22 protein-coding genes are annotated in these 23,179 nt (G+C 72.4%); 13 read left to right on the forward strand and 9 right to left on the reverse strand.

Translation table 11 applies throughout. The features are described 5' to 3' along the window. From cseC to ACGFU6_RS25640, 5 genes are all read right to left on the reverse strand, one after another. Positions 1-1,392 (reverse strand): two-component system sensor histidine kinase CseC, encoded by a 1,392-nt coding sequence (cseC, locus tag ACGFU6_RS25620; RefSeq protein ID WP_393614181.1) that lies wholly within the window; start codon positions 1,390-1,392, stop codon positions 1-3. Then, positions 1,389-2,096: a two-component system response regulator CseB gene (cseB, locus tag ACGFU6_RS25625; RefSeq protein WP_393614183.1), complete on the reverse strand. Its 708-nt coding sequence runs from the start codon at positions 2,094-2,096 to the stop codon at positions 1,389-1,391. Before cseB ends, cseC begins: the two co-directional genes overlap by 4 nt. Before the next feature lie 10 nt (positions 2,097-2,106). Then, positions 2,107-2,847 carry a hypothetical protein gene (locus ACGFU6_RS25630; RefSeq protein WP_393614185.1) on the reverse strand — a complete coding sequence of 247 codons (741 nt, stop codon included), beginning with the start codon at positions 2,845-2,847 and terminating at the stop codon, positions 2,107-2,109. Then, entirely contained in the window at positions 2,835-3,473 is a 639-nt protein-coding gene (locus tag ACGFU6_RS25635) for a SigE family RNA polymerase sigma factor (protein WP_393614229.1), read from the reverse strand. The genes ACGFU6_RS25630 and ACGFU6_RS25635 overlap by 13 nt, the downstream gene beginning before the upstream one ends. Before the next feature lie 226 nt (positions 3,474-3,699). Then, positions 3,700-4,602 carry an A/G-specific adenine glycosylase gene (locus tag ACGFU6_RS25640; RefSeq protein WP_393614187.1) on the reverse strand — a complete coding sequence of 301 codons (903 nt, stop codon included), beginning with the start codon at positions 4,600-4,602 and terminating at the stop codon, positions 3,700-3,702. A 285-nt stretch (positions 4,603-4,887) separates the two neighbouring features. Between ACGFU6_RS25640 and ACGFU6_RS25645 the strand changes: the two genes are divergently transcribed. Continuing rightward, on the forward strand, positions 4,888-5,733 hold the full coding sequence (locus ACGFU6_RS25645; protein ID WP_393614189.1) for a hypothetical protein: 846 nt from the start codon (positions 4,888-4,890) through the stop codon (positions 5,731-5,733). A 96-nt stretch (positions 5,734-5,829) separates the two neighbouring features. Here ACGFU6_RS25645 and disA read toward each other — a convergent pair whose 3' ends face one another. Together disA and radA are read right to left on the reverse strand one after the other, a co-directional pair. After that, the gene (gene disA / locus ACGFU6_RS25650; protein ID WP_393614191.1) at positions 5,830-6,954 is read right to left on the reverse strand and encodes a DNA integrity scanning diadenylate cyclase DisA; all 1,125 of its coding nucleotides are present in this window, start codon (positions 6,952-6,954) and stop codon (positions 5,830-5,832) included. A 124-nt stretch (positions 6,955-7,078) separates the two neighbouring features. Further along, positions 7,079-8,491, reverse strand: coding sequence for a DNA repair protein RadA (radA, locus tag ACGFU6_RS25655; protein WP_123525272.1), 1,413 nt, complete (start codon positions 8,489-8,491; stop codon positions 7,079-7,081). Between the two features lie 207 nt (positions 8,492-8,698). Here radA and ACGFU6_RS25660 point away from each other — a divergent pair, with 207 nt between their 5' ends. Further along, positions 8,699-10,561: a hypothetical protein gene (locus ACGFU6_RS25660; RefSeq protein ID WP_393614193.1), complete on the forward strand. Its 1,863-nt coding sequence runs from the start codon at positions 8,699-8,701 to the stop codon at positions 10,559-10,561. 95 nt (positions 10,562-10,656) lie between these two features. Here ACGFU6_RS25660 and ACGFU6_RS25665 read toward each other — a convergent pair whose 3' ends face one another. Then, a complete protein-coding gene (locus tag ACGFU6_RS25665; RefSeq protein ID WP_393614195.1) occupies positions 10,657-11,496 on the reverse strand; it encodes a hypothetical protein in 840 nt (279 codons plus the stop codon). A gap of 40 nt (positions 11,497-11,536) precedes the next feature. Here ACGFU6_RS25665 and ACGFU6_RS25670 point away from each other — a divergent pair, with 40 nt between their 5' ends. The 10 genes from ACGFU6_RS25670 (at position 11,537) to proC (ending at position 20,856) form a co-directional block, all read left to right on the forward strand. Beyond that, the gene (locus ACGFU6_RS25670) at positions 11,537-12,487 is read left to right on the forward strand and encodes a Ppx/GppA family phosphatase (protein WP_393614197.1); all 951 of its coding nucleotides are present in this window, start codon (positions 11,537-11,539) and stop codon (positions 12,485-12,487) included. 94 nt (positions 12,488-12,581) lie between these two features. Continuing rightward, the gene (locus tag ACGFU6_RS25675; protein WP_393614199.1) at positions 12,582-13,409 is read left to right on the forward strand and encodes a sugar phosphate isomerase/epimerase family protein; all 828 of its coding nucleotides are present in this window, start codon (positions 12,582-12,584) and stop codon (positions 13,407-13,409) included. Next, positions 13,406-14,035, forward strand: coding sequence for a TetR family transcriptional regulator (locus tag ACGFU6_RS25680; protein ID WP_393614200.1), 630 nt, complete (start codon positions 13,406-13,408; stop codon positions 14,033-14,035). The genes ACGFU6_RS25675 and ACGFU6_RS25680 overlap by 4 nt, the downstream gene beginning before the upstream one ends. Before the next feature lie 199 nt (positions 14,036-14,234). Beyond that, on the forward strand, positions 14,235-16,085 hold the full coding sequence (gene ilvD / locus ACGFU6_RS25685) for a dihydroxy-acid dehydratase (protein ID WP_393614201.1): 1,851 nt from the start codon (positions 14,235-14,237) through the stop codon (positions 16,083-16,085). A gap of 163 nt (positions 16,086-16,248) precedes the next feature. Next, entirely contained in the window at positions 16,249-16,710 is a 462-nt protein-coding gene (locus tag ACGFU6_RS25690; protein WP_393614202.1) for an acetyltransferase, read from the forward strand. 69 nt (positions 16,711-16,779) lie between these two features. Further along, the gene (locus ACGFU6_RS25695; RefSeq protein ID WP_393614204.1) at positions 16,780-17,352 is read left to right on the forward strand and encodes a hypothetical protein; all 573 of its coding nucleotides are present in this window, start codon (positions 16,780-16,782) and stop codon (positions 17,350-17,352) included. Between the two features lie 90 nt (positions 17,353-17,442). Next, positions 17,443-18,279: a class I SAM-dependent methyltransferase gene (locus ACGFU6_RS25700; protein ID WP_393614206.1), complete on the forward strand. Its 837-nt coding sequence runs from the start codon at positions 17,443-17,445 to the stop codon at positions 18,277-18,279. Positions 18,280-18,352: 73 nt separating this feature from the next. Further along, entirely contained in the window at positions 18,353-19,120 is a 768-nt protein-coding gene (locus ACGFU6_RS25705; RefSeq protein WP_393614208.1) for an ABC transporter ATP-binding protein, read from the forward strand. Further along, complete coding sequence (locus tag ACGFU6_RS25710; protein WP_393614209.1) at positions 19,117-19,902, forward strand: ABC transporter permease; 786 nt, start codon at positions 19,117-19,119, stop codon at positions 19,900-19,902. The genes ACGFU6_RS25705 and ACGFU6_RS25710 overlap by 4 nt, the downstream gene beginning before the upstream one ends. Before the next feature lie 144 nt (positions 19,903-20,046). After that, the gene (gene proC, locus ACGFU6_RS25715; RefSeq protein WP_393614211.1) at positions 20,047-20,856 is read left to right on the forward strand and encodes a pyrroline-5-carboxylate reductase; all 810 of its coding nucleotides are present in this window, start codon (positions 20,047-20,049) and stop codon (positions 20,854-20,856) included. Position 20,857: 1 nt separating this feature from the next. Here proC and ACGFU6_RS25720 read toward each other — a convergent pair whose 3' ends face one another. Further along, positions 20,858-21,442 carry a cysteine hydrolase family protein gene (locus ACGFU6_RS25720; RefSeq protein WP_393614212.1) on the reverse strand — a complete coding sequence of 195 codons (585 nt, stop codon included), beginning with the start codon at positions 21,440-21,442 and terminating at the stop codon, positions 20,858-20,860. 74 nt (positions 21,443-21,516) lie between these two features. On the opposite strand from ACGFU6_RS25720, the gene ACGFU6_RS25725 reads away from it, so the two are divergent. Then, complete coding sequence (locus tag ACGFU6_RS25725; protein WP_393614214.1) at positions 21,517-22,536, forward strand: GlxA family transcriptional regulator; 1,020 nt, start codon at positions 21,517-21,519, stop codon at positions 22,534-22,536. Positions 22,537-23,179: the final 643 nt, after the last annotated feature.

Below are 23,179 nucleotides of genomic sequence, written 5' to 3' on the forward strand. Positions count from 1 at the left end.
TCAGCTCTCCGAGGAGCCGGGGCCGACGTCCTTGCCGCTGCCCGCGGCCGTCCTGCCGTTCGGCCTGGCGCCGCGCTGCTCGGCGAACTGGAGCATCGGGTAGCTGCCGGTGTCGGTCGGCGCGTGCTCGGGCAGCCACAGCACGGCGATCGCCCCGCCCACACCCGGGGCCGCGCCCTCGGGGGCGGCGTTGCGGAAGGTCAGCCGGGCGCCGAGCACCCGCGCCTGACCGGCCGCGATCGTCAGCCCCAGCCCGTGGCCGTGACCCGCCCGGTCGGTCGATCCGGTACGGAACCGGCTCGGCCCCTCACGCAGCAGCGCCTCCGGGAACCCCGCACCGTGATCGCGGACGCGGACCACCCGGCCCTCGACCGTGACCTCCACCGGGGTGGACCCGTGCTTGGCGGCGTTGCCCAGCAGATTGCCCAGGATGCGTTCGAGGCGGCGCGGATCGGTGCTGACCCACGACTCGTGGACCACCTGCACCCGCACGTCCGGATCCAGCAGCGCGATCCGGCGGCTCACGAAGTCCCCCAGCGCGACCTCCTGCAGCTCGGCCCGCTCCGAGGCGCTGTCCAGCCGGGCCACCTCCAGCACGTCCTCGACCAGCGTGCGCATCGCCTGCGCCCGGTCCCGTACGAGCTCCGTGGGGCGGCCCGGCGGCAGCAGCTCGGCCGCCGTCAGCAGCCCCGTCACCGGGGTGCGCAGCTCGTGCGCGATGTCCGCGGTGACCCGGCGTTCGGCCTCGATCCGCTCGTTCAGCGCGTCCGTCAGCGCGTCCACCGCACCGGCCAGCTCATCGGTCTCGTCCTGGACGACGCCGCCGACGGCCTCCCGGACCCGGACCTCCGTATTGCCCTGCGCGACCTTCCCGGCCGCGGCCGCCGCCTTGCGCAGCCGGCGCGACAGCTGGCCGCCGATCAGGACGCCCAGCGCGCAGCCGCCGAAGACCACCGAGACCGAACCGATGATCAGGGCCCGGTCGAGGTCGCCCATGATCGTGGTGGAGCGGTCCGCGAAGCGGGTGTGCAGCGAGAGCACGTCGCCGCCGGGCAGCGGCACGGCCGCCCAGACGTCCGGCACCCCGCCGCCGTCCTCCACATGTGTGGCACGCCGGTTCTTCCGGGTCTCCTGCCGCAGGCTCTTCGGCATCGTCGGATCGTTGATCTTCGCGCCGAAGCGTGGGTCGGCCTTCTTCGTCTTCGTCGCCTCGTAGAGCAGCTGGGCGTAGGTCAGCCGCTCCAGCTGGACCTCGCGGGCGTTCTCCAGCATCGAGACCCTGGCGGCGTTGTGCACGACCAGGCTCAGTGCGACCGCGATCAACGCGCCGACCGCGGCGATCGCGATGCTGATCTTCCAGCGGACACTCGTCCGCAGGGACGGCCGCCTCATGCCCTGAGCTTGTAGCCGAAGCCGCGGACCGTCTCGATCCGGTCCTGGCCGATCTTCGTGCGCAGCCGCTGCACATGGACGTCCACGACCCGGGTGTCCCCGCCCCAGCCGTAGTCCCAGACCCGCTCCAGCAGCTTGTCGCGGGAGAGCACCGTGCCGGGCGCGGACGAGAACTCCAGCAGCAGCCGCATCTCGGTCGGCGTCAGGCCCACCTGCTCGCCGGCCCTGCGCACCTCCATGCCCTCGGTGTCGACCTCCAGGTCACCGAAGACCAGCACCCCGCCCTCCGGCCCGGTGTCCGCCCCGGCCGCGCCGCCGGGGCCGCCGCCCGAGGCGTGGCCGAAACGGCGCAGCACCGCGCGGATCCGGGCGACGAGCACCGCGCCGTCGAAGGGCTTGGTGACGTAGTCGTCGGCGCCGGCCTCCAGGCCGAGCACCACATCGATCGAATCGGCACGGGCCGACAGCATGATCACGGGAACCGTCGACTCGTCCCGGATGCGGCGGCACAGGCTCACCCCGTCCAGTCCCGGCACCATCACGTCGAGCAGGGCGATGTCGGGCCGGTCGGCCCGGAACGCCTCCAGGCCCCGGAGCCCGTCGGGCATCGCGGTGACCACGAAGCCGTCCCGCTCCAGCGCCAGCTGGGTGGCCTCGCGGATGACGTCGTCGTCCTCGACGAACAGGACATGTGTCTCGGCCATCGGAAAGCTCTCAGTTCTTCGTCGGTTCCGTGGGCTCCGGGAAGTCCCCTTCCCCGGCACCTACGGCTCGGTTGAAGTCGTTGTGCACCCGGTCCTCCTCGCTGAACCGCGTGTTCGCCCAGTGGTACGTGATCACTTCCTCGCCCGAGGGATAGGCGACCGAGTCCTTCTTCCCGTAGACCTGGGTCGTCACCACCAGGTCACCTCGGTCGATGGTCCCGTAGACCGCCGGCTGCTCGGTGGTGAACACGTTCTCGTACGTGCCGTTGGCGCGCGGCCGGTACACGTAGGTGCCGACGCCCACCGAATCGCCGCAGGTCATCACGTTCACGACCACGTCGGCGCCGGGGCCGCCGGTCAGCTTCCCGTACGAGGTGTCCACCGGGTACTCGTCACCGGTACAGGGCTTCAGGTCCGTCCGGACCCGTTCGCTCACCCTGGTGTCCGCCTTGAGCAGGGCCACGGCATCGACCCGGGGGGTGGGCCGCGCCTTGGACGGCGCCGCGGCGGTCGGCGTGATCTGCGCGACCGGCTGGGTGCCCGCAGGTCCCTCGTCGCGGGTGCCGGTGCCCCCCGTCGAGCAGCTGACGGCGAACAGCCCGATGACGGCGAGCCCGGCCAGAGCCGTACTGCTCGCCGCCCACCGGGTCAGGTGCCGTCCGCCGCCACCGGTTCTGTTGCCGCTTCCCCCGTCGGTGACCGCGTCGCCGCTCGCGCCGCCGCCGCCACCGCTGCCTGTCAGGCCGCGCACCGCTCCCGCCCCCGCTCGTCATGACGCCCGATCCCCTGCGCCGCGCTCCTGGCCCGTACCGGAGCGGTGGCCGACGCGGCACGGACGGCCGGCCGGTGCTCCCGGTCCTCGCGGATCCGGGCCTCCCTGGCCGCCTCTTCCCTGCTCTCCAGCTCCTGGCGCAGCCGCGCCAGCGCACGGTGCAGCGTGCTCTTCACCGTACCGGCCGACATACCCAGCGCCGCGGCCGTCTCCTCCGTGCTCATCTGCTCCCAGTGTCGCAGCACGACGACGCTGCGCTGCTTGGGAGCCAGCACGCCCAGGACGTCCATCAGCAGGGCGCGGTCGGCACGCTGCTCGGTGCCGTCCTCGATGCTGGCGTCGGGGAGCTGCTCGGTGGGGACCTCGTCCAGCCGGCGGGCCCGCCACCACTCGGTCCGGGTGTTGATCATGACGCGGCGCAGATAGGCGTCGGCGAGGGACTTGTCGGCGATGCCGTCCCAGCGGCGGTAGGTGCGGGCCAGGGCGGTCTGCAGCAGGTCCTGTGCGTCCACGGGATCGGGGACCAGCCGGCGTGCGCTGCGCAGCAGCGCATCCTGCCGGGTACGCACGTACTCCTCGAAGCCGAGCACCTCGCCCTGCGCCATTACAACCGCCTCCATCCCCGTGGAACCCCGTGAACCGCTGCCAGCCGCCTGGTCGTCGGGCTGACGTCGGTGACGCTACGGAGCGGTTGTCACGAGGCTGTGCGGAGCAGCCATACGCCGACGCACGGCTGCCCATCGGTTGTGTAACAGCGCAGGAGGAGTGGGGCAAGGGGGCCCGGGTGCGGTGGCTCACCCGGGCCGGGCGGGGACGGGCCCCGCCCGGCCGTCAGGTCAGCGGCAGCCGGTACTGGCCGCCGGCCAGCGGTTCCACGAGGCCGTCGGCGACCAGCCCGTCCAGGGCGCGGGCACGCTGCACCGGCTCGTCCCACACGGCGTCCAGCGCCGACTGCGGCACCGGCGTCACCGCCTCGCGCAGCACGGCGAGCAGCCGTCCGCGCACCTGCCGGTCGGTACCGGCGTACGTCTGGCCGCGGCGCGGCGGCCCCTGGTGCGCGGGCTTCCCGGCCAGCCGCCAGGCGCACTGCTCCGCGATCGGGCAGCGCGTGCAGTCCTCGTTCTTCGCGGTGCAGACGAGGGCGCCGAGCTCCATCGTCGCGGCGGCCCACCGCGCCGCCCGCTCGTCCTCCTCCGGCAGCAGCGCGCGGGCGAGCTTGCGCTCGGCGGCGGTGGTCGCGTTCGGCGGGTACTGGATGCCGGTCGCCGCCCGTGCGAAGACCCGGCGGACGTTGGTGTCGAGGACGGCGTGCCGCTGCCGGTAGGCGAACGAGGCCACGGCCGCCGCCGTGTACTCACCGATGCCTGGCAGCGCGAGCAGCTGGGCGTGCTCGCTCGGTACGTCGCCGCCGTGCCGTTCCGTTATTGCCTGGGCGGCCCCGTGCAGCCGCAGCGCTCGCCGGGGGTAACCGAGCCGGCCCCAGGCGCGGACCGCCTCGCCGGGAGGGTCGGCCGCGAGGTCGGCGGGGCGCGGCCAGCGGGCCAGCCACTGTTCGTAGACCGGGAGCACCCGGTTGACGGGGGTCTGCTGCAGCATGAACTCGCTCACCATCACACCCCAGGCGCCCGCTTCGGGGCGGCGCCAGGGCAGATCGCGGGCGTGCTGGTCGAACCACCCGATGACGGGGGTGTGGAGGGATGCGGGGGGCGTCTGTGTCGCTGTGGTGGCAGTCATCGCACGTCCGATCCTGGCACGGAAGGGCAGACGACGGACCCGCGCACGGGGGTGTCGCCCCTCATAAGAGCCCTTGGAGTGATAGTGCCACCCGTCTGTCCCCGCGCCGCCTGACCTCCGGTCCGGCAACTGGCCGCACACCCCGGCGCCGGTTGCGGCAACTGGCCGCACGGAGGGTGCCAGGGGTTGCGGGCGGGCCCTCCCGGGATGATGATCCGCAAAACTTGGGGATCAGGGCGGCGGGTGGGGCGGGAGTTGGGGCGGATCTCTCGTACAGTTTGCGCCGTGGGATCTTTGCGTAATCCGATCGGGCCGCTTCCCTCCACCATTTACTGGCGACGGAGGGCAGTAGCGGCGACGCTGATCGCGCTGCTCGCGTTGCTGGTCGTATGGGCAGTCACCTCCCGTGACGGCAAGGGGAACCACGACGACTCCAGGGGCCCCGGCTCCGGTCCCACCGACGCGATCACGCCGGGGCCCTCGGGCTCCGGCCCCGCCATCAGTGAACAGCCGGGCGGACGCGACGAGTCGGGCGCCTCCGGCGGAGGCGACGGCAGCGGCGGCTCCGGCTCCGGTTCCGGCGGCTCGAACGGCGCCAACGGCAGCTCGGGAAGCGCCGGTTCAGGCTCCGAAGGCGACTCCGGCAGCGGTCCGGACGGTGGCTCGGGCTCCGGTTCGGGCGGCAGCGGCGGGAGTGCGGGGCAGCGGCTGCCGGCCGGCTCCTCCGTCCCCGACTGCACCGCCGGCTCCCTGCAGTTGACCCTCAAGAGCGACGTGAGCTACGCACCCGGCGAGAAGCCGAAGTTCCGGCTGATCGCCAAGAACACCTCCTCCACCACCTGCAAGGCCGACCTCGGCCCGAAGAGCGCGGTGCTCACCATCACCGAGGCGGGCGGCGACGACAACGAGGTGTGGTCCTCCAAGGACTGCCCGCGCGAGGCGGCCGCCGTACTGCTGAAGGTCCCGGCGGGCGCGACCGTCGTGCACACCGTGGAGTGGAACCGCGCAAAGAGCGCCCCGAAGTGTGCGACGCCGCCCCCGGGGAACGCCGGGCCCGGCACGTACCTGGTCGAGGCCAAGGCACCGGGCGAGCCCGTGCAGCGCGCCTCGTTCGTCCTCGCGAAGGACTGACGGAGCACTGACGACGGACTGACGTGGGGCCCACGGACTCGGCCGGGGGCTTGTGGACGGGGCGGGGGCGTACGCCCCCGCCCCGTCCGCGTACCGCTACACGTACCGTTCGAGGATCGACGACTCGGCCAGCCGCGACAGGCCCTCGCGCACACTGCGCGCCCGCGCCTCGCCGACCCCGTCCACCGTCTGGAGATCGTCCACGCTCGCCGCGAGCAGCTTCTGCAGACCGCCGAAGTGCTCCACCAGCCGGTCGATGATCGCCCCGGGCAGCCGGGGCACCTTCGCCAGCAGCCGGAAACCGCGCGGCGAGACCGCCGAATCCAGCGTCTCGGGGGAGCCGCTGTAACCCAGCGCCCTCGCCACGACGGGCAGTTCGAGCAGCTCGGTGTGGGACAGCGCGTCCAGCTCGGTGAGCGCCTCCGCCACGGTGCGCGACCGCTTGGCGGTCGGCTCCGGCACGTAGTCGCGCACGACCAGCTCGCGCTCCGGCTCCACGCCCGCGATCAACTCGTCGAGCTGGAGCGAGAGGAGCCGCCCGTCGGTCCCGAGCTCGACCACGTACTCCGCGATCTCGGTCGCGATCCGGCGCACCATCTCGAGGCGCTGCGCGACCGCCGTCACGTCCCGGACGGTCACCAGGTCCTCGATCTCCAGGGCGGAGAGCGTGCCGGCGACCTCGTCCAGCCGGAGCTTGTACCGCTCCAGGGTGGCGAGGGCCTGGTTGGCGCGCGAGAGGATCGCGGCGGACTCCTCCAGGACCCGGCGCTGCCCGTGCACGTACAGCGCGATGAGGTGCATCGACTGCGAGACCGAGACCACCGGGAAATTGCACTGCCTGGAGACCCGGTCCGCCGTGCGGTGGCGGGTGCCGGTCTCCTCGGTGGGGATCGACGCGTCCGGGACCAGCTGCACGCCGGCACGCAGGATCTTGGTCATGTCCTTGTCGAGGATCAACGCCCCGTCGAGCTTGGCCAGCTCTCGCAGCCGGGTCGCGGTGAATTCCACGTCCAGCACGAAGCCGCCGGTGCACATCGACTCGACGATCCTGTCCATGCCGAGCACGATCAGCCCGCCGGTGTTGCCGCGGAGAATGCGCTCCAGGCCGTCCCGCAGGGCCATTCCGGGCGCGACGGCACTCAACGAGGCGCGCATCAGCGCCTCGTTACCGGTGCCTTGGCCGGACTTTCCGGGCGATGCTGCCCGGTCGCTGGCTGCCACTGCACTCCTCCGGTCACAGGTTTGCGGTGCCCTCGGGGCCTCTCGTCCGGGTCGGGCACGATCCGAACGAAACACCCCACGTCCCTCGTACCGTTCGTACGGACGGGCGAGACCAGGGCAAAGTCTACCGGCGTGCGCCGTCCTCCTGCGGGGCCTGTGTACGAGACCGGCGCGGGAGGACTCTCAGCGCGTCGCCCATGTTGGCGACTTCCGTGACCTTCATACCGGCCGGGACCTTCCCCGGATCGGTCGGCACCAGCGCGTGTGTGAAGCCCAGACGGTGTGCCTCGGCCAGTCTGCGCTGGACCCCGGTGACCCTTCTGACCTCGCCCGCGAGCCCCACCTCACCGATCGCCACAAGATTCTTGGGCAGCGGTGTGTCACTCGCCGCGCTGGCCAGGGCCAGTGCGATCGCCAGGTCCGCGGCGGGCTCGGTGAGCTTCACGCCGCCGACCGTGGCGCTGTAGATGTCCCGCTTTCCGAGCGCGCTGATCCGGCCGCGCTGCTCCAGTACGGCCAGCATCATCGACACCCTTGACGTCTCAAGACCCGAGGTGGTGCGCCGGGGCGAGGGGATCTGCGAGTCGACCGTGAGCGCCTGCACCTCCGCGACCAGGGGGCGCTTGCCTTCGAGGGTGACGGTCAGGCAGGTGCCGGGCACGGGTTCGTCACGCCGGGTGAGGAAGAGGCCGGAGGGATCGGCGAGGCCGGTGATGCCCTCGTCGTGGAGCTCGAAGCAGCCGACCTCGTCGGTCGCGCCGTAGCGGTTCTTCACGCCGCGGACGAGCCGGAGCCGGGCATGGCGGTCGCCCTCGAAGGACAGCACCACGTCGACGAGGTGCTCCAGCAGCCGGGGCCCGGCGATCGCCCCGTCCTTGGTGACGTGGCCGACTAGCAGGGTCGCCATGCCGCGCTCCTTGGAGGCACGGATCAGCGCCCCGGCGACCTCGCGGACCTGCGCCATGCCGCCGGGCGCGCCCTCGATCTCGGGAGAGGCCACGGTCTGCACGGAGTCCAGGACGAGCAGGGACGGCTTGACCGCGTCCAGATGACCGAGGACCGCGGACAGGTCGGTCTCGGCGGCCAGGTACAGATGGTCGTTGATCGCCCGGATCCGGTCGGCGCGCATCCGGACCTGGCTCGCGGACTCCTCCGCGGTGACGTAGAGCGTGCGGTGCTCGTCGCTCGCCGCCTTGGCCGCCACGTCCAGCAGCAGGGTGGACTTGCCCACGCCCGGCTCGCCCGCCAGCAGCACGACGGCACCGGGCACGAGGCCGCCGCCCAGCACCCGGTCCAGCTCGCCGACGCCGGTCGAGCGGGCGGTGGCCTGCCGGCTGTCGACCTGGCCGATCGGCAGCGCGGCGGTGGAGACGCGGCCGGCCGCCGTGGTGCGGACCGCGGGGGCGCCGCCGAACTCCTCGACCGTCCCCCACGCCTGGCACTCGGGGCAGCGGCCGAGCCACTTGGCGGTCGTCCAGCCGCACTCGGTGCAGCGGTAGGACGGCCGGTCCTTCGCGGATTTCGTACGGGTGGCCATGGCGCCACCGTATAGGTGACCTCGGACAGTGCCGTCCGGCGCGGTGCGGCGAGGGGAGCGCACGCCCCCGCACGCCCCGTCCGGTCCGGCCCGGTCCCGTCCAGCCGCGTCCGATCCCGGCCGCTTTTACGCGATACGTTCACCCGAAAGGGTTAAATCTACGCAAGGGGCGCCAGGGGCACGCCCCGTCCTGCCTACGGTCGCAAGGTGACGAGCAGCAGGCTGGAGACACCCGCGAGCCCCCCCGGCGCACACCGGACGCAGCACCGTGCGCCCCACTCTTCACCGAAGAAGCCTCCTGCCCGTTACGAACCGCATCTGGACGGCCTGTTCACCTACTGCCTCTCCGTCCTCTGCGACCACGACGCCGCCACCGACGCGCTCGGCGGTGTGCTCGCCCTGGCGGAACGGCAGGGCGGACGGTGTCCCTCGGACGAGGAGGAACGCAAGACCTGGCTGTACGCGCTGGCCAGGTGGACGTGCCTGCGCAGGCTCACCGAACAGAAGCAGGGCCGCCAGGCCCACCGCCGGCACGACCGGACACTGGCGGTCGGGCAGCGCGGGAAGCCGGTGCAGTCGGTGCGCGCAGGACGGCGTACGCCCCCGCCTCCGGTGGCCGCCCACACACCGAAGACCGCCACCGCGCCGCCCCGGTCCGCGCCGCCGCACTCCGCGCCCGCCCCGGAGACCCCCGCCGCCGCCGAGGCGCACCGCCGCGAGCTGGCCCAGCTCGCCTGGCCCGAGGCCGCGGGCACCACCCCCGAACAGCGGGAGGCGCTGGAGCTCGCGGTACGGCACCGGCTCACCCCGGTCGCGGTCGCCGCGGTCCTGGGCCTGGAGACCGCCGCCGCCAGGGAGCTCCTGGCCGCGGCCGCCTGCGAGGTCGAGCGGACCAGGGCCGCGCTCGCCGTCGTCGAGTCGGGCGGCTGCCCCGCGGCGGGCAGGCTCACCGGAGACCGGCGCCTGCTGCTCTCCGCCCCCCTGCGCCGCGAGCTCGTGCGGCACGTGGACGACTGCCCCCGCTGCCGTCGCGCCGCCGAGCGGGCCGATGCCGAGGGCCCGTGGCCGGGGGCGGCCGTCACCCCGGCCGCCGCGCTGGCGGTCGTCGAGGCACCGCGCCCGTCCGCGTACGTGGCCATGATCCATGCCCAGAAGACCCAGAAGAATCGGTCCGCCACTCCGCGGTTCGACCGGGCGGGCTTCCCGATGGACCCCAAGGACCACGCCGCGCGCCGGGACCGGCTGCGGTCGAGGGTCATGACGACCACGGTGGTCGCCACGGTCGTCGCGGCCCCGGTCATCGCCCTGTGGTCCGCCTACCGGGGCGCACCCCTCACCGGCGAGGGGCACGACGGCTCCGCGGTCACCGCGACCGAGACGGACGGCAGCCGCGGCGGCGACCCGTACGGGCGCTACGAGAACGCGGGCAACGCCACCCCCGAGTCCGGCCCCCGTTTCACCGACGAGGGCCTCCCGGACGTCTCGGCGGAGGTCATCAGCGTGGACACCCAGGCGGGCCCGGACAGGGGACGGCACCGCACGGGCGGGCTCACCGTCGAGGCGCGCCCCTCCGGCTCCACGACGATGATCACCCTGACCGCGTCGAAAGCCGGCCCCGTCGCCTGGTCGGCCCGCACCGCCGCGTCCTGGCTGCGCCTCAGCAGCTCCTCCGGGAAGCTCGCGGCGGGCGGCAGCGTCACGATCCGCGTCCTCGTCGACCACGGGCGCGAGCCGGCTTCGCCCTGGACGGCACGGGTCGCCCTCACCCCGTCGGGGTCGGTCGTCGCGATTCACGGCAACGGCGCGAAGCGCCCCTCGGGCGTCCGGCCGCACCCCTCGCACCCGCCGCGGCCGAGCGGCTCGCTCCACCCGCGCCCGCCCGTGCCCTCGGACCCGCCGCCGTCCTCACCGGATCCCACGGAGCCGACACCGGACCCGACCGAACCGACGCCCGACCCGACGGACCCCACCACGACGCCGACGGACCCGGGCGAGCCGAGCGGGTCCCCGAGTCCGCCGGCCCCGACCGGCCCGGGAGAGAGCCCGAGCGTCCCGCCCCCGGCGAACTGAACCACCACGGACGGAACGGCCCCTGCCGGCCCGCGGCCCGCGCCCGACAACGGCCGGCCCGCGCCCGACAACGACCGGCCCGCGAACCGCGCGGGCTACACCGGGTCGGCCGGGTGCGGCGCCATCGGCAGCAGCGCGGAGAGCCGCTCCTCGCACAGCACGACCAGCCGGTCGTACGCCTCCTTGCCCATCAGCTCGGTGAGCTCGGGCCGGTAGGACACGTACACCGGCTCCCCGGCACCGTGCGCCGACGTCGCCGAGGTGCACCACCAGTGCAGCTCATGGCCCCCGGGCCCCCAGCCCCTGCGGTCGTACTCACCGATCGTCACCTGGAGCACCCGGGTGTCGTCGGGCCGGTCGATCCAGTCGTACGTCCGCCGCACCGGCAGCTGCCAGCACACGTCCGGCTTGGTCTCCAGCGGCTCCTTGCCCTCCCGCAGCGCCAGGATGTGCAGCGAGCAGCCGGCCCCGGCCGCGAAGCCGGGCCGGTTCTGGAAGATGCACGAACCCTCCCAGCGCCGCGTCTGGCGCTCCCCGTCGTCGTCGGTCTGCACCCAGCCCGACTCCGTACCCACGTCGTGGAACTGCCACAGGTCGGGGGTCAGCCGGGCCACATGACCGGCCACCCGCTTCTCGTCGTCCTCGTCGGAGAAGTGGGCGCCCAGCGTGCAGCACCCGTCGTCCGCGCGACCGGCCTGGATGCCCTGGCAGCCACTGCCGAAGATGCAGCTCCACCTGGACGTCAGCCAGGTCAGGTCGCAGCGGAAGACCTGTTCGTCGTCGGCGGGGTCCGGAAACTCCACCCAGGCCCGCGCGAAGTCGATCCCCGTCTCGTCGGACCCCTCGGGTCCCTTTGCTTGCGGCTGCTGCATCTCCTGCTTCGTTTTCTGCTTCTTCGTGACTTTGTCCGGCTTCGCCTTTTTCGTCTTTGGCACGCGCCAAGAGTAAGTCGGCAGCCGCAGTAGCGTTCTGCGTATGAGACTCGGAGTCCTCGACGTGGGGTCGAACACGGTTCATCTGCTGGTGGTGGACGCACACCCCGGCGCCCGCCCGCTGCCCGCGCACTCGCACAAGGCGGAGCTGCGCCTGGCCGAGCTCCTGGACGAGGACGGCGCGATCGGCCCGCTCGGCGTGGACCGGCTGGTGGCGACGATCGCGGATGCGGCCCAGGCCGCCGAGGACAAGGGCTGCGAGGACGTGCTGGCCTTCGCCACCTCCGCGGTACGGGAGGCGGGCAACGCCGACACCGTGCTGGCCCGGGTGCGGGACGAGACCGGCATCGACCTCACCGTCCTCAGCGGGGCGGAGGAGGCCCGGCTCACCTTCCTCGCCGCGCGCCGCTGGTTCGGCTGGTCGGCGGGCAAGCTGCTGGTCCTGGACATCGGCGGGGGCTCGCTGGAGATCGCGTACGGCATCGACGAGGAGCCGGACGCGGCGGTGTCGCTGCCGCTCGGCGCCGGACGGCTCACGGCCGGCTGGCTGCGGGGCGATCCGCCGGACCCGGTGGAGGTGCGGGCGCTGCGCCGGCACGTACGGGCGAGCATCGCCCGCAGCGTCGGCGAGTTCACCCGCTTCGGGCGCCCCGACCATGTCGTGGCCACCTCCAAGACCTTCAAGCAGCTCGCCAGGATCGCCGGCGCCGCCCGCTCCACCGAGGGGCTGTACGTGCAGCGCACCCTCAGCCGCAAGGCGCTGGAGGAGTGGGTGCCGAAGCTGGCCGCGATGACGGTCGAGGAGCGCGGCCAGCTCCCCGGCGTATCCGACGGGCGGTCCGCACAGCTGCTGGCCGGGGCACTGGTCGCGGAGGGCGCGATGGACCTCCTGGGCGTCGAGGAGCTGGAGATCTGCCCCTGGGCGCTGCGCGAGGGCGTCATCCTGCGCCGCCTGGACCACCTCCCGACGCGGGACGCGGCGGCCCTGACCTGAGGGCCGCCGCGTTCGGGTGCCGGAGGGCCATGGCCCTTCTCACTTTCAGCCGGGCTCCCCCGTCGCCGCGCACCGGGGCCCGTACGCTGTCTGCGTGGCTGAACCAGTAGTGCGCATCCCGGATGCGAAGGTCGCCCTGTCGACGGCGTCCGTCTATCCGGAGTCGACGGCGACGGCCTTCGAGATCGCCGCGCGCCTGGGGTACGACGGCGTCGAGGTCATGGTCTGGACCGACCCCGTCAGCCAGGACGTCGAGGCGCTGCGCCGGCTCTCGGACTACCACCAGGTGCCGATACTGGCCGTTCACGCCCCCTGTCTGCTGATCACCCAGCGCGTCTGGTCCACCGACCCCTGGGTCAAGCTCCAGCGGGCCCGCGCCGCCGCCGAGAAGCTCGGCGCCTCGACCGTGGTCGTCCACCCGCCGTTCCGCTGGCAGCGGCAGTACGCGCGTGACTTCGTCACCGGGATCTGGCGGATGGCGGACGAGACGGACGTGCGGTTCGCCGTCGAGAACATGTACCCGTGGCGCTACCGGGACCGGGAGATGCTCGCGTACGCCCCCGACTGGGACGTCACCAACGACGACTACCGGCACTTCACCGTGGACCTCTCGCACACCGCGACCGCCCGCACGGACGGGATGGCCATGGTGGACCGGATGGGCGACCGGCTGGCCCACGTCCACCTCGCGGACGGCAAGGGCTCCGGCAAGGACGAGCACCTGGTGCCCGGCCGGGGCGACCAGCCCTGCGCGGAGCTCCTGGAGCGGCTGGCCCGGACCGGCTTCGGCGGCCACGTCGTCGTCGAGGTCAACACCCGCCGGGCGATGTCCACCGCGGAACGCGAGGCCGACCTGGCCGAGGCGCTGGCCTTCACCCGGCTGCACCTCGCGTCGCCCGCCGCCCGGACACCGCGACCGTGACCGAGGGCGACGGGGGCCCGCCCCCGCCCCCCAGACGCCGCGGCCGCCCCTCCCGCACCGAGGCGAGCACCGGCCCCGACACCCGCACCCGCATCCTGGCGGCGGCCCGCACCGAGTTCTCCGAGCGCGGCTACGACAAGACGTCGGTGCGCGGCATCGCGAAGGCGGCCGGCGTGGACGCGGCGCTGGTCCACCACTACTTCGGTACGAAGGACGAGGTCTTCGCCGCCGCGATCGAGGTCTCCTTCGAGCCGGCCCTGGTGATCCCGGACATCCTCGGCAGCAGCCCGGAGGGCCTGGGGGAGCGGCTGGCCCGCTATTTCATCGGTGTGTGGGAGAACCCGGTCTCCCGAGCCCCGCTCCTGGCCGTCATGCGTTCCGCGATGACCCACGAGGCGGCGGCGAAGGTCCTGCGCGTCTTCCTGCTGCGACGCCTCCTGGACCGGATCGCGGACCAGCTGGACGTCCCCGACGCCACCTTCCGCGCGGAGCTGGCCGCGTCGCACATGGTCGGCATCGCGGTACTGCGCTACGTGATCCAGGCGGAGCCGCTGGCATCGGCGGACCCGGAAAAGATCATCGCCATGGTGGCCCCCACCCTCCAGCGCTACCTGACAACGGACTGACCCCGGCCGCGTGTATCCAGCCCCTCCGGCGATCGAGGAGCGGGGTCCGGGGCGGCGCGCCCGGTTACGGGAAGGGGCGGGCAGGGGACAAGGCCCGCCGCAGGCGCCCCCGATCCCGGATCCCGGACACCCCGTCCAGATCCTGGCGCCGGAGGCGTACGCTCGGAATCAGTCTTTTCTGTCGAAGGAGCGAGAGACGATGCCCCAGCTGAGGTCCCGCACTGTCACCCACGGCCGCAACATGGCGGGCGCCCGCGCCCTTATGCGGGCCTCGGGCGTAGCGAGCGAGGACATCGGCAAGCCGATCATCGCGGTCGCCAACTCCTTCACGGAGTTCGTCCCCGGCCACACCCACCTCGCCCCCGTAGGCCGGATCGTCTCCGAAGCGATCCTGGCCGCAGGCGCCGTGCCCCGCGAGTTCAACACCATCGCGGTCGACGACGGCATCGCGATGGGCCACGCCGGGATGCTCTACAGCCTCCCGTCCCGCGACCTGATCGCCGACTCCGTCGAGTACATGGTCGAGGCGCACTGCGCGGACGCGCTGATCTGCATCTCGAACTGCGACAAGATCACCCCCGGCATGCTGATGGCCGCGATGCGCCTCAACATCCCCACGGTCTTCGTCTCCGGCGGCCCGATGGAGGCCGGCAAGGCCACCCTCGTGGACGGCACGGTCCGCAAGCTCGACCTGGTCAACGCGATCAGCGACGCGGTCGACGAGAGCATCTCCGACGAGGACATGCTCCGCATCGAGGAGAACGCCTGCCCCACGTGCGGCAGCTGTTCGGGCATGTTCACCGCCAACTCGATGAACTGCCTGACCGAGGTCCTCGGCCTCTCCCTCCCCGGCAACGGCTCCGTCCTCGCCACGCACACCGCCCGCAAGGCGCTGTACGAGGAGGCCGGCCGCACGGTCGTCGAGATCACCAAGCGCTACTACGAGCAGGACGACGAGACGGTCCTGCCCCGCGCCATCGGCACCCGCGCCGCGTTCGACAACGCGATGGCGCTGGACATCGCCATGGGCGGCTCGACCAACACGATCCTGCACCTGCTGGCCGCCGCCGAGGAGGCGCAGCTGGCGTACGACCTGGACGACATCAACGAGGTCTCGCGCCGGGTCCCGTGCCTGTCCAAGGTCGCGCCCAACGTCGCCCCCGGCGGCACGTACTACATGGAGGACATCCACCGGGCCGGCGGCATCCCCGCCATCCTCGGTGAGCTCCACCGAGGCGGACTGCTGAACGAGGACGTGCACTCCGTGCACTCCGACACCCTGGCCGAGTGGCTCAAGAACTGGGACATCCGCGGCGGCTCACCGTTGCCCGAGTCCGTCGAGCTGTGGCACGCCGCCCCCGGCTGCGTCCGTTCCGCGACCGCCTTCTCGCAGTCCGAGCGCTGGGACACCCTCGACCTGGACGCGGCCGGCGGCTGCATCCGGGACGTGGCGCACGCGTACTCCAAGGACGGCGGCCTCGCGGTCCTCAAGGGCAACCTCGCCGTGGACGGCTGCGTCGTCAAGACGGCCGGCGTCGACGAGTCGATCTGGACCTTCGAGGGCCCGGCGGTCGTCTGCGAGTCGCAGGAGGAGGCCGTCGACAAGATCCTCCGCAAGGAGATCGAGCACGGCGACGTCGTCGTCATCCGCTACGAGGGCCCGCGCGGCGGCCCCGGCATGCAGGAGATGCTCTACCCCACCTCCTTCCTCAAGGGCCGTGGCCTCGGCAAGACCTGCGCCCTGGTCACGGACGGCCGCTTCTCCGGCGGTACGTCGGGCCTGTCCATCGGCCACGCCTCCCCGGAGGCCGCGTCCGGTGGCACGATCGCACTGGTCGAGGACGGTGACCGGATCAGGATCGACATCCCGAACCGTTCGATCGAGCTCCTGGTCCCCGAGGCCGAGCTGGCCACCCGCCGGGAGGCGCTGAACGGCGTGTACGCGCCGAAGGACCGCGACCGCAAGGTCTCGGCGGCGCTGCGCGCCTACGCGGCCATGGCGACGAGCGCGGACCGAGGCGCCGTCCGCGACGTCTCCAAGCTCGGCTGACGCCCGTACGCACACCCCCGCTCCACCGTCCGGCCCCTCCCGCGAGGGGCCGGACGCGTTTGCGTCCCCGCGACGTCCCGTCGTGGCCCGAGAACGACTCCGTGTGACTGCCCGATCGCAGTAAGCTCGCCCCCTTGCCATGTATGACCATGATTGGGGGAGTATGCGAACTTCCGTACGCAGCTCAGTAGTCATCGCGTCAGCCGTCACCGCCCTCGCGGCCCTCGGCGCGGCCCCGGCAGGTGCGGCTCCGGTCGCACCCGCACCGGCCGCCGCCACTCCGGCCGGCGTCTGCGGATCCGGGTACACCCAGGTCGACTCGCACGTGTTCAAGGACTCGTCGACCGAACTCGCCCGCGTCTACCTGCTCTACAACGCGAGCACCAGGTTCAACTGCGTGGTCACCTTCCACTCCGCCGCCACCAGCGGCCGGGCGCTGACCACCGGCGCCTGGCTCGACGTGGACGGGGACGGCAAGGAGCAGGTCAAGGACCAGGGAAGGTACTCCTCCTACGCGGGTCCGGTCCGGCTGGCCGCGGGCAGTCACTGCGTGAAGTGGGGCGGCCTGATCGAGACGGCTGCCGGTACGTACACGTACACGAGCCCGTGGAGTCACTGCGGCTGACGTGCGACGGCGCTGCGTCCGTGAGAGCGGTCGCAGCGCCACCGCCCCGGCCCTGGGACAATCGACCTCGTGAGCGAGAACAGCGAGACCCCCGACGAGACCGCGCCCGGCACCACCGAGCCCGCGACGGCGCCCGCCGGTGCCACCGCGACGACCCCCGGTCCGCAGCCCGAGCCCATCCGCTTCTTCGGCACGACCTGGGTCGCCCACGACGGCAACTACGGGCTCCGCCGCATCGGGGCAGCCGTCGGCTCGCTCGCCGCGGCGGCCGCGTCCTGCTTCGTGCTCCGGTTCGCCTACCAGGGCCTGGAGATCGCCGACGTCGGCAGCTTCGTCGGCATCCTGGTCGTCCTGATGTTCGCCGTCTGCAGCGCGATCGCCTTCCGCAAGACCTGGGAGGGCTTCAGCAGCCGTCCGGCCGACCCCGCCCGCGAGGACAACCTGCGCGGCCTCAAGACCATCGGCTTCATCGGCGGACTGCTCGCCTACTTCATCCGTACGTTCTCCGAGGCCCCGGGCGAGAAGCTCCGGCGCGCGGAGTACGAGGCGGCGCAGGTCCGGTACGCGAAGCGCCGGTCGGCCCGGACCGGCAATCCGGCGGCCCGCAAGACGGCCAGGGCGAAGAAGGCCCGCCGCAAGTAACCCGCCAGGCCGCGGCAGGCGCCACACCGCGGCAGGCGCCACACCGCAAACGCCTCGCCCCGCCAGGGCCGCCGAGGCCACGATGGCCGCATGGCCACTACAAGTACCCCTGACCCCGTGACCCCGCGCGCCCTGTCGTTCGACCGGGCCGCCGCCCAGTACGGCGCGGCCCGCCCCGGCTACCCGGACGCCCTCCTGGCCGCCGTCGAGGAACTCGCAGGCCGGCCCCTGCGGGGCGCCCGCACCCTCGACGTCGGGGCGGGCACCGGCATCTCGACCCGCCGCCTCCACGACCGGGGCGCCGCCGTCGTCGCCGTCGAACCGGGCCCCGGGATGGCGGCGGAGCTCCGCAGGACCCTGCCGGACGTCCCGCTGGTACGGGGCGACGGCAACCGCCTCCCCTTCGCCGGGGCCTCGGCCGATCTGATCACGTACGCCCAGTCCTGGCACTGGACCGACCCCGCGCGCTCCGCCCCCGAGGCCATGCGCGTCCTGCGGCCGGGCGGCGCGCTGGCCCTGTGGTGGAACGTCGCCGACCCCGACGTCCCGTGGCTCGCCGGACAGGACGCGCGCGTACGCCGCTTCTTCGGCGCAGGCGCCGCTGCGGAGACCGGATCGCGGGACGCCGCCGCGGCCGGGGACGCGACCGGGCCCGCGTCCGGGGACACCGGCGTCCACGGCACGCACGCCCGCACCCGAGGTCTGCCGCCCGAGCTCACGTTCGTACACCGCCGGCTGCCCTGGACCCGGCGCGTCCCCCTCGCCACCCACCTCGCCAACCTCGGCAGCCACTCCGCCTTCCTGGTCCTCGGCGACGAGCCCACCCGCCGCTTCCTCGACGAGGAGCGCGAGCACCTCGCGCGCGTCTTCCCGGACGGCACCGTGGAGGAGGCATATGTCGTCGAGCTGAGCGTGGCCATCCGCTGACCCGGCGCACCTCACCGCACGGCGACGCCCGGCTCCCTTGACGGCGGCATGCCGCGGGGACAGAATTCATCACATGATGAATTCTCCGGGCGCCGCCATCGAGGCCCGCGGCCTCACCGTCGTACGAGGCAGCCGCACCGTCCTCAAAGGCCTCGGCTTCACCGTCGAGCCCGGCAGGATCACCGGGCTCCTCGGCCCCTCCGGCTGCGGCAAATCCACCCTGATGCGAGCCGTCGTCGGCACCCAGGCCAAGGTCACCGGCACCCTCGACGTCCTGGGCAGCCCGGCCGGCCACCCCGCACTCCGGCCGCGGATCGGCTACGTCACCCAGGCGCCCTCCGTCTACACGGACCTCACCGTCCGGCAGAACCTCGACTACTTCGCGGCGATCCTCCAGCCGGGCCGCCGGCACCGCGACGCCCGCCGCGAAGCCGTCACCCGGGCGATCACCGAGGTCGACCTGACCAGCCACTCCACCGCCCTCGCCGGCACCCTCTCCGGCGGCCAGCGCACCCGCGTCTCCCTCGCCGTGGCACTGCTCGGTACCCCCGAGCTCCTTGTCCTGGACGAGCCCACCGTCGGCCTGGACCCGGTGCTCCGGCGCGATCTGTGGAGCCTCTTCCACAGCCTCGCCGCCGACCGGGGCACCACCCTCCTCGTCTCCTCCCACGTCATTGACGAGGCCGAGCGCTGCCACCGCCTGCTCCTGATGCGCGAGGGCGAGATCCTCGCCGACGACACCCCCGAGGCACTGCGCACCGCCGCCGGCACCGAGACCGTCGAAGAAGCCTTCCTCCACCTGGTCGACGCGGCCGCCACCCGTCAGGAGAACGCCCGATGAGCACGACGACCCCCCGGACCACCCCGGCCACCGGCACCTCAGTCCTCAGCGCCGCCCGCACCCTGGCCACCACGGCCCGCGTCCTGCGCCAACTGGCACACGACCCCCGCACCATCGGACTGCTCCTGCTGATCCCGGTCGTCATGATCACGCTGCTGCGGTACGTCTTCGACGGCAGTCCCCGGACCTTCGACTCCATCGGCGCCTCGCTGCTCGGCATCTTCCCGCTGATCACGATGTTCCTGGTGACGTCGATCGCCACCCTGCGCGAGCGCACCTCGGGCACCCTCGAACGGCTCCTCGCCATGCCGCTCGGCAAGGGCGACCTGATCGCCGGCTACGCCCTCGCCTTCGGCGCCGTCGCCGTCGTCCAGTCGCTCCTGGCCACCGGCCTCTCGGTGTGGGTGCTCGGCCTGGACGTCACCGGGTCCCCGTGGCTGCTGCTCCTGGTCGCCGTGCTCGACGCCCTGCTCGGCACGGCGCTCGGCCTGTTCGTCTCGGCCTTCGCCGCGTCCGAGTTCCAGGCCGTCCAGTTCATGCCGGCCGTGATCTTCCCGCAGCTCCTGCTCTGCGGACTGTTCATCGCCCGCGACCGGATGGCACCCGTCCTCGAAGCGATCTCGAACGTCCTGCCCATGTCGTACGCCGTGGACGGCATGAACGAGGTCCTCCACCACGCGGACGTCACCGGCGACTTCATCCGCGACGTCTCGATCGTGGCGGGCTGCGCCCTTCTCGTACTCGCCCTCGGTGCGGCCACCCTCCGCCGCCGCACCACCTGACGGGCCGGTGCGAGGATGGCGGGCACGAGAACCGAGAACAGCCGGCACCGCCAGGGCGTGTTGTGAAAGTCCCGTCTGCCCGGCGTACGACGCTGCCTTCAAGACACGCCCTGGCCGCCGGCACCGCCCGGAGGGTGAAACCGCATGACCCAGACAGTCGCAGTCCTCGGCACCGGCAAGATCGGCGAGGCCCTGCTCAGCGGCATGATCCGGGCCGGGTGGCGCCCGGCGAACCTGCTCGTCACCACCCGCCGCCCGGAGCGCGCCGAGGAGCTCCGCAACCGCTACGGGGTCGACTCCGTCAGCAACGCCGAGGCCGCCGGCCGCGCCGACATCCTGATCCTCGCGGCCAAGCCCCAGGACATGGGCCGCCTCCTCGACGAGCTCTCCGCCCACGTCACCGCCGACCGCCTGGTCATCAGCGCGGCGGCCGGCATCACGACCGCCTTCATCGAGGACCGCCTCACCGAGTCCACCCCGGTCGTCCGCGTCATGCCGAACACCCCCGTCCTGGTCGACGAGGGCATGTCCGTCATCTCCGCGGGCAGCCACGCCACCGGCGCCCACCTCGCCACCACCGAGGCGATCTTCGGCGGGGTCGGCAAGACCCTGCGCGTCCCCGAGTCCCAGCAGGACGCGGCCACCGCGCTCTCCGGCTCGGGCCCCGCCTACTTCTACTTCCTCGTCGAGGCGATGACCGACGCCGGAATCCTGCTCGGCCTGCCCCGCGCCCAGGCCCACGACCTGATCGTCCAGGCCGCCATCGGCGCCGCCGTGATGCTCCGCGACAGCGGCGAACACCCGGTCAAGCTCCGCGAGGCCGTCACCAGCCCGGCCGGCACCACGATCAGCGCCATCCGCGAACTGGAGAACCACGGCGTACGCGCCGCCCTCATCGCCGCCCTCGAAGCCGCCCGCGACCGCAGCCGTGAGCTCGCCTCCGGCAACGGCTGACCTACTGGGCGGCGGCGATCAGCTCCGCACTGCGCACCACCTTCGCGAACCCACCGCCGTGCAGCGACACGGCGGTGGCCCGCGCCAGCTCCTCGGCACCGAGCGTCCACCCCCACGGACCCACCCCGTCGAAGGTGTACGTCGCATCCAGCGCGAAGAACACCTCGTACCCGAGGTTCCCCGCCATCCGGGCCGTCGTCTCCGCGCACATGTTGGTCTGGATACCGGCCACCACCAGCTGCCGCACCCCGCCCTCGCCCAGCCAGTCCGCCAGATCCGGCGTGCCGTAGAACGCCGAGTTCACGCTCTTCGTCACCAGCAGCTCGGGCCCACCGCCCTTGCCGCGCCGCTCCGCCACGTACGGCTTGAAGCCGTTTCCCGGATATCCCGTCCGCAACGGCGAATCCGGCTTGGGCGAGTCATGCCGTACGAAGGCGACCGGACGCCCGCTCGCCTGCCAGGCATCGATCAGCCCGGCGATGTTCCCGTCCGCCGAGGGATTGTTCCTCGGCCCCCAGTACGCCGCCTCCTCGAAGCCCTGCTGTACGTCCACCACTACCAGCGCTGCGTTCTCCGCGATCTCCATGACGGAAATCCTGCCGCGCACCCGCCCGGCGGCCCAGAGGCCGGAAAGCCATCGATCGATGCTTTACTGCCACCGTGACTCCTGATCCCGCCCCTGCCGCCACCACGCGGATCGCCCTCGTCTCTTTCCCGGGCATCCGCGCGTTCGACGTCTCCGTCATCACGGAGGTCTGGGGTGTGGACCGGACGGACCGCGGAGTCCCGCCCTTCGAGCTGCGCCGCACCGCGGCCGCCACCGCGCCCATCCCGCTGCGCGGCGGACTCTCCCTCACCCCCGACCGCACACTGAGCTGGCTGGCCCGCGCCGACCTGATCGTCGTGCCGGGTCTCGACGACCACGTGACGCCGGCGCCGGAACCGGTCCTCGAAGCGCTGCGCCGCGCGCACAGCCGCTCCACGCCGATCGCCGCGCTCTGCGGAGGCGCCTTCACCCTCGCCCAGGCCGGCCTCCTCGACGGGCGACGAGCGGTCACCCACTGGAACCTCACCCACCTCCTGCGCGCCCACCACCCAGGCGTCACCGTCGTTCCCGACGCCCTCTTCGTCCACGACGACAATCTCTGGACCTCGGCGGGCACGGCGGCCGGCATCGACCTCTGCCTCCACCTGGTCCGTACGGTCCACGGCGCCGAGACCGCGGCGACGATCGCGCGTTCGATGGTCACGGCCCCGTTCCGCACCGGCACCCAGGCACAGTTCATCGAGCACCCGACCCCGCACACGGACCGCGACGCCGACACCCTCGCCGCCGTACGCGCCTTCGCCCTGACCCATCTGGCCGAACCGCACACGGTGGCGGAGCTCGCCGCCCGCGCCGGCATGTCCTCGCGCTCCTTCGCGCGCCACTTCCAGGCGACCACCGGCACGACACCGCTGCGCTGGCTGATCACCCAGCGCGTCGCCGCAGCTCAGAAGCTGCTGGAACGCACCGACCTGCCCCTGCCCGAGGTGGCCCGTCGCACGGGCTTCGGCAGCGAGATCACCATGCGCCAGCACTTCGCGACCCACCTGGCCACCAGCCCCCGCGACTACCGGCTGGCCTTCCACCGCAGCCCACCGAGGACCGGGGTTGACACGCCCGCACCACATCCGTAATGTGCTCCGAGTTGTCCGACGTGAGCGCCGACCCCGGTCGGTCCCCGGACAGCGATTCCGCAGTAACCACAACGAGTGAGCGACACCTGTCGCCCGTCTCTGCGTGCGCATTCGCGAAATGAGGAATCCACGTTCGAAGGAACGTGACCCCGATTAGCGTCGGGGCCCTGGATTCCGCTAATGTCTCACTCGTCGGAACGGCCCAACAGCCGGGAAGACAAGCCCCACTGACTGGGAATCGGGCCCGAAAGGATCTGATAGAGTCGGACTCGCCGGAAAGGGAAACGCGAAAGCGAAGAACTGGAAAGCGAAAATGCGAGGCCCGCTTCGACCGGGAATCAGACACGAAAGAGTCTGATAGAGTCGGAAACGCAAGACCGAAGGGAAGCGCCCGGAGGAAAGTCGCAGAAAATGTTCTGCGGTGAGTACAAAGGAAGCGTCCGTTCCTTGAGAACTCAACAGCGTGCCAAAAGTCAACGCCAGATACGTTGATACCCCGACCTACTTCGGTAGGTTCGAGGTTCCTTTGAAAGTCCTGGCAGACCACATTGTGGTTCTACCAGGCAATGCACATAGCGAGGACACAGTGAACAGTCGGTCTTATTCCGACTCGACTGTTCCGCTCTCGTGGTGTGGTCCCGAT

The organism is Streptomyces sp. NPDC048462, from assembly GCF_043200175.1.
Classification (GTDB): Bacteria; Actinomycetota; Actinomycetes; order Streptomycetales; family Streptomycetaceae; genus Streptomyces.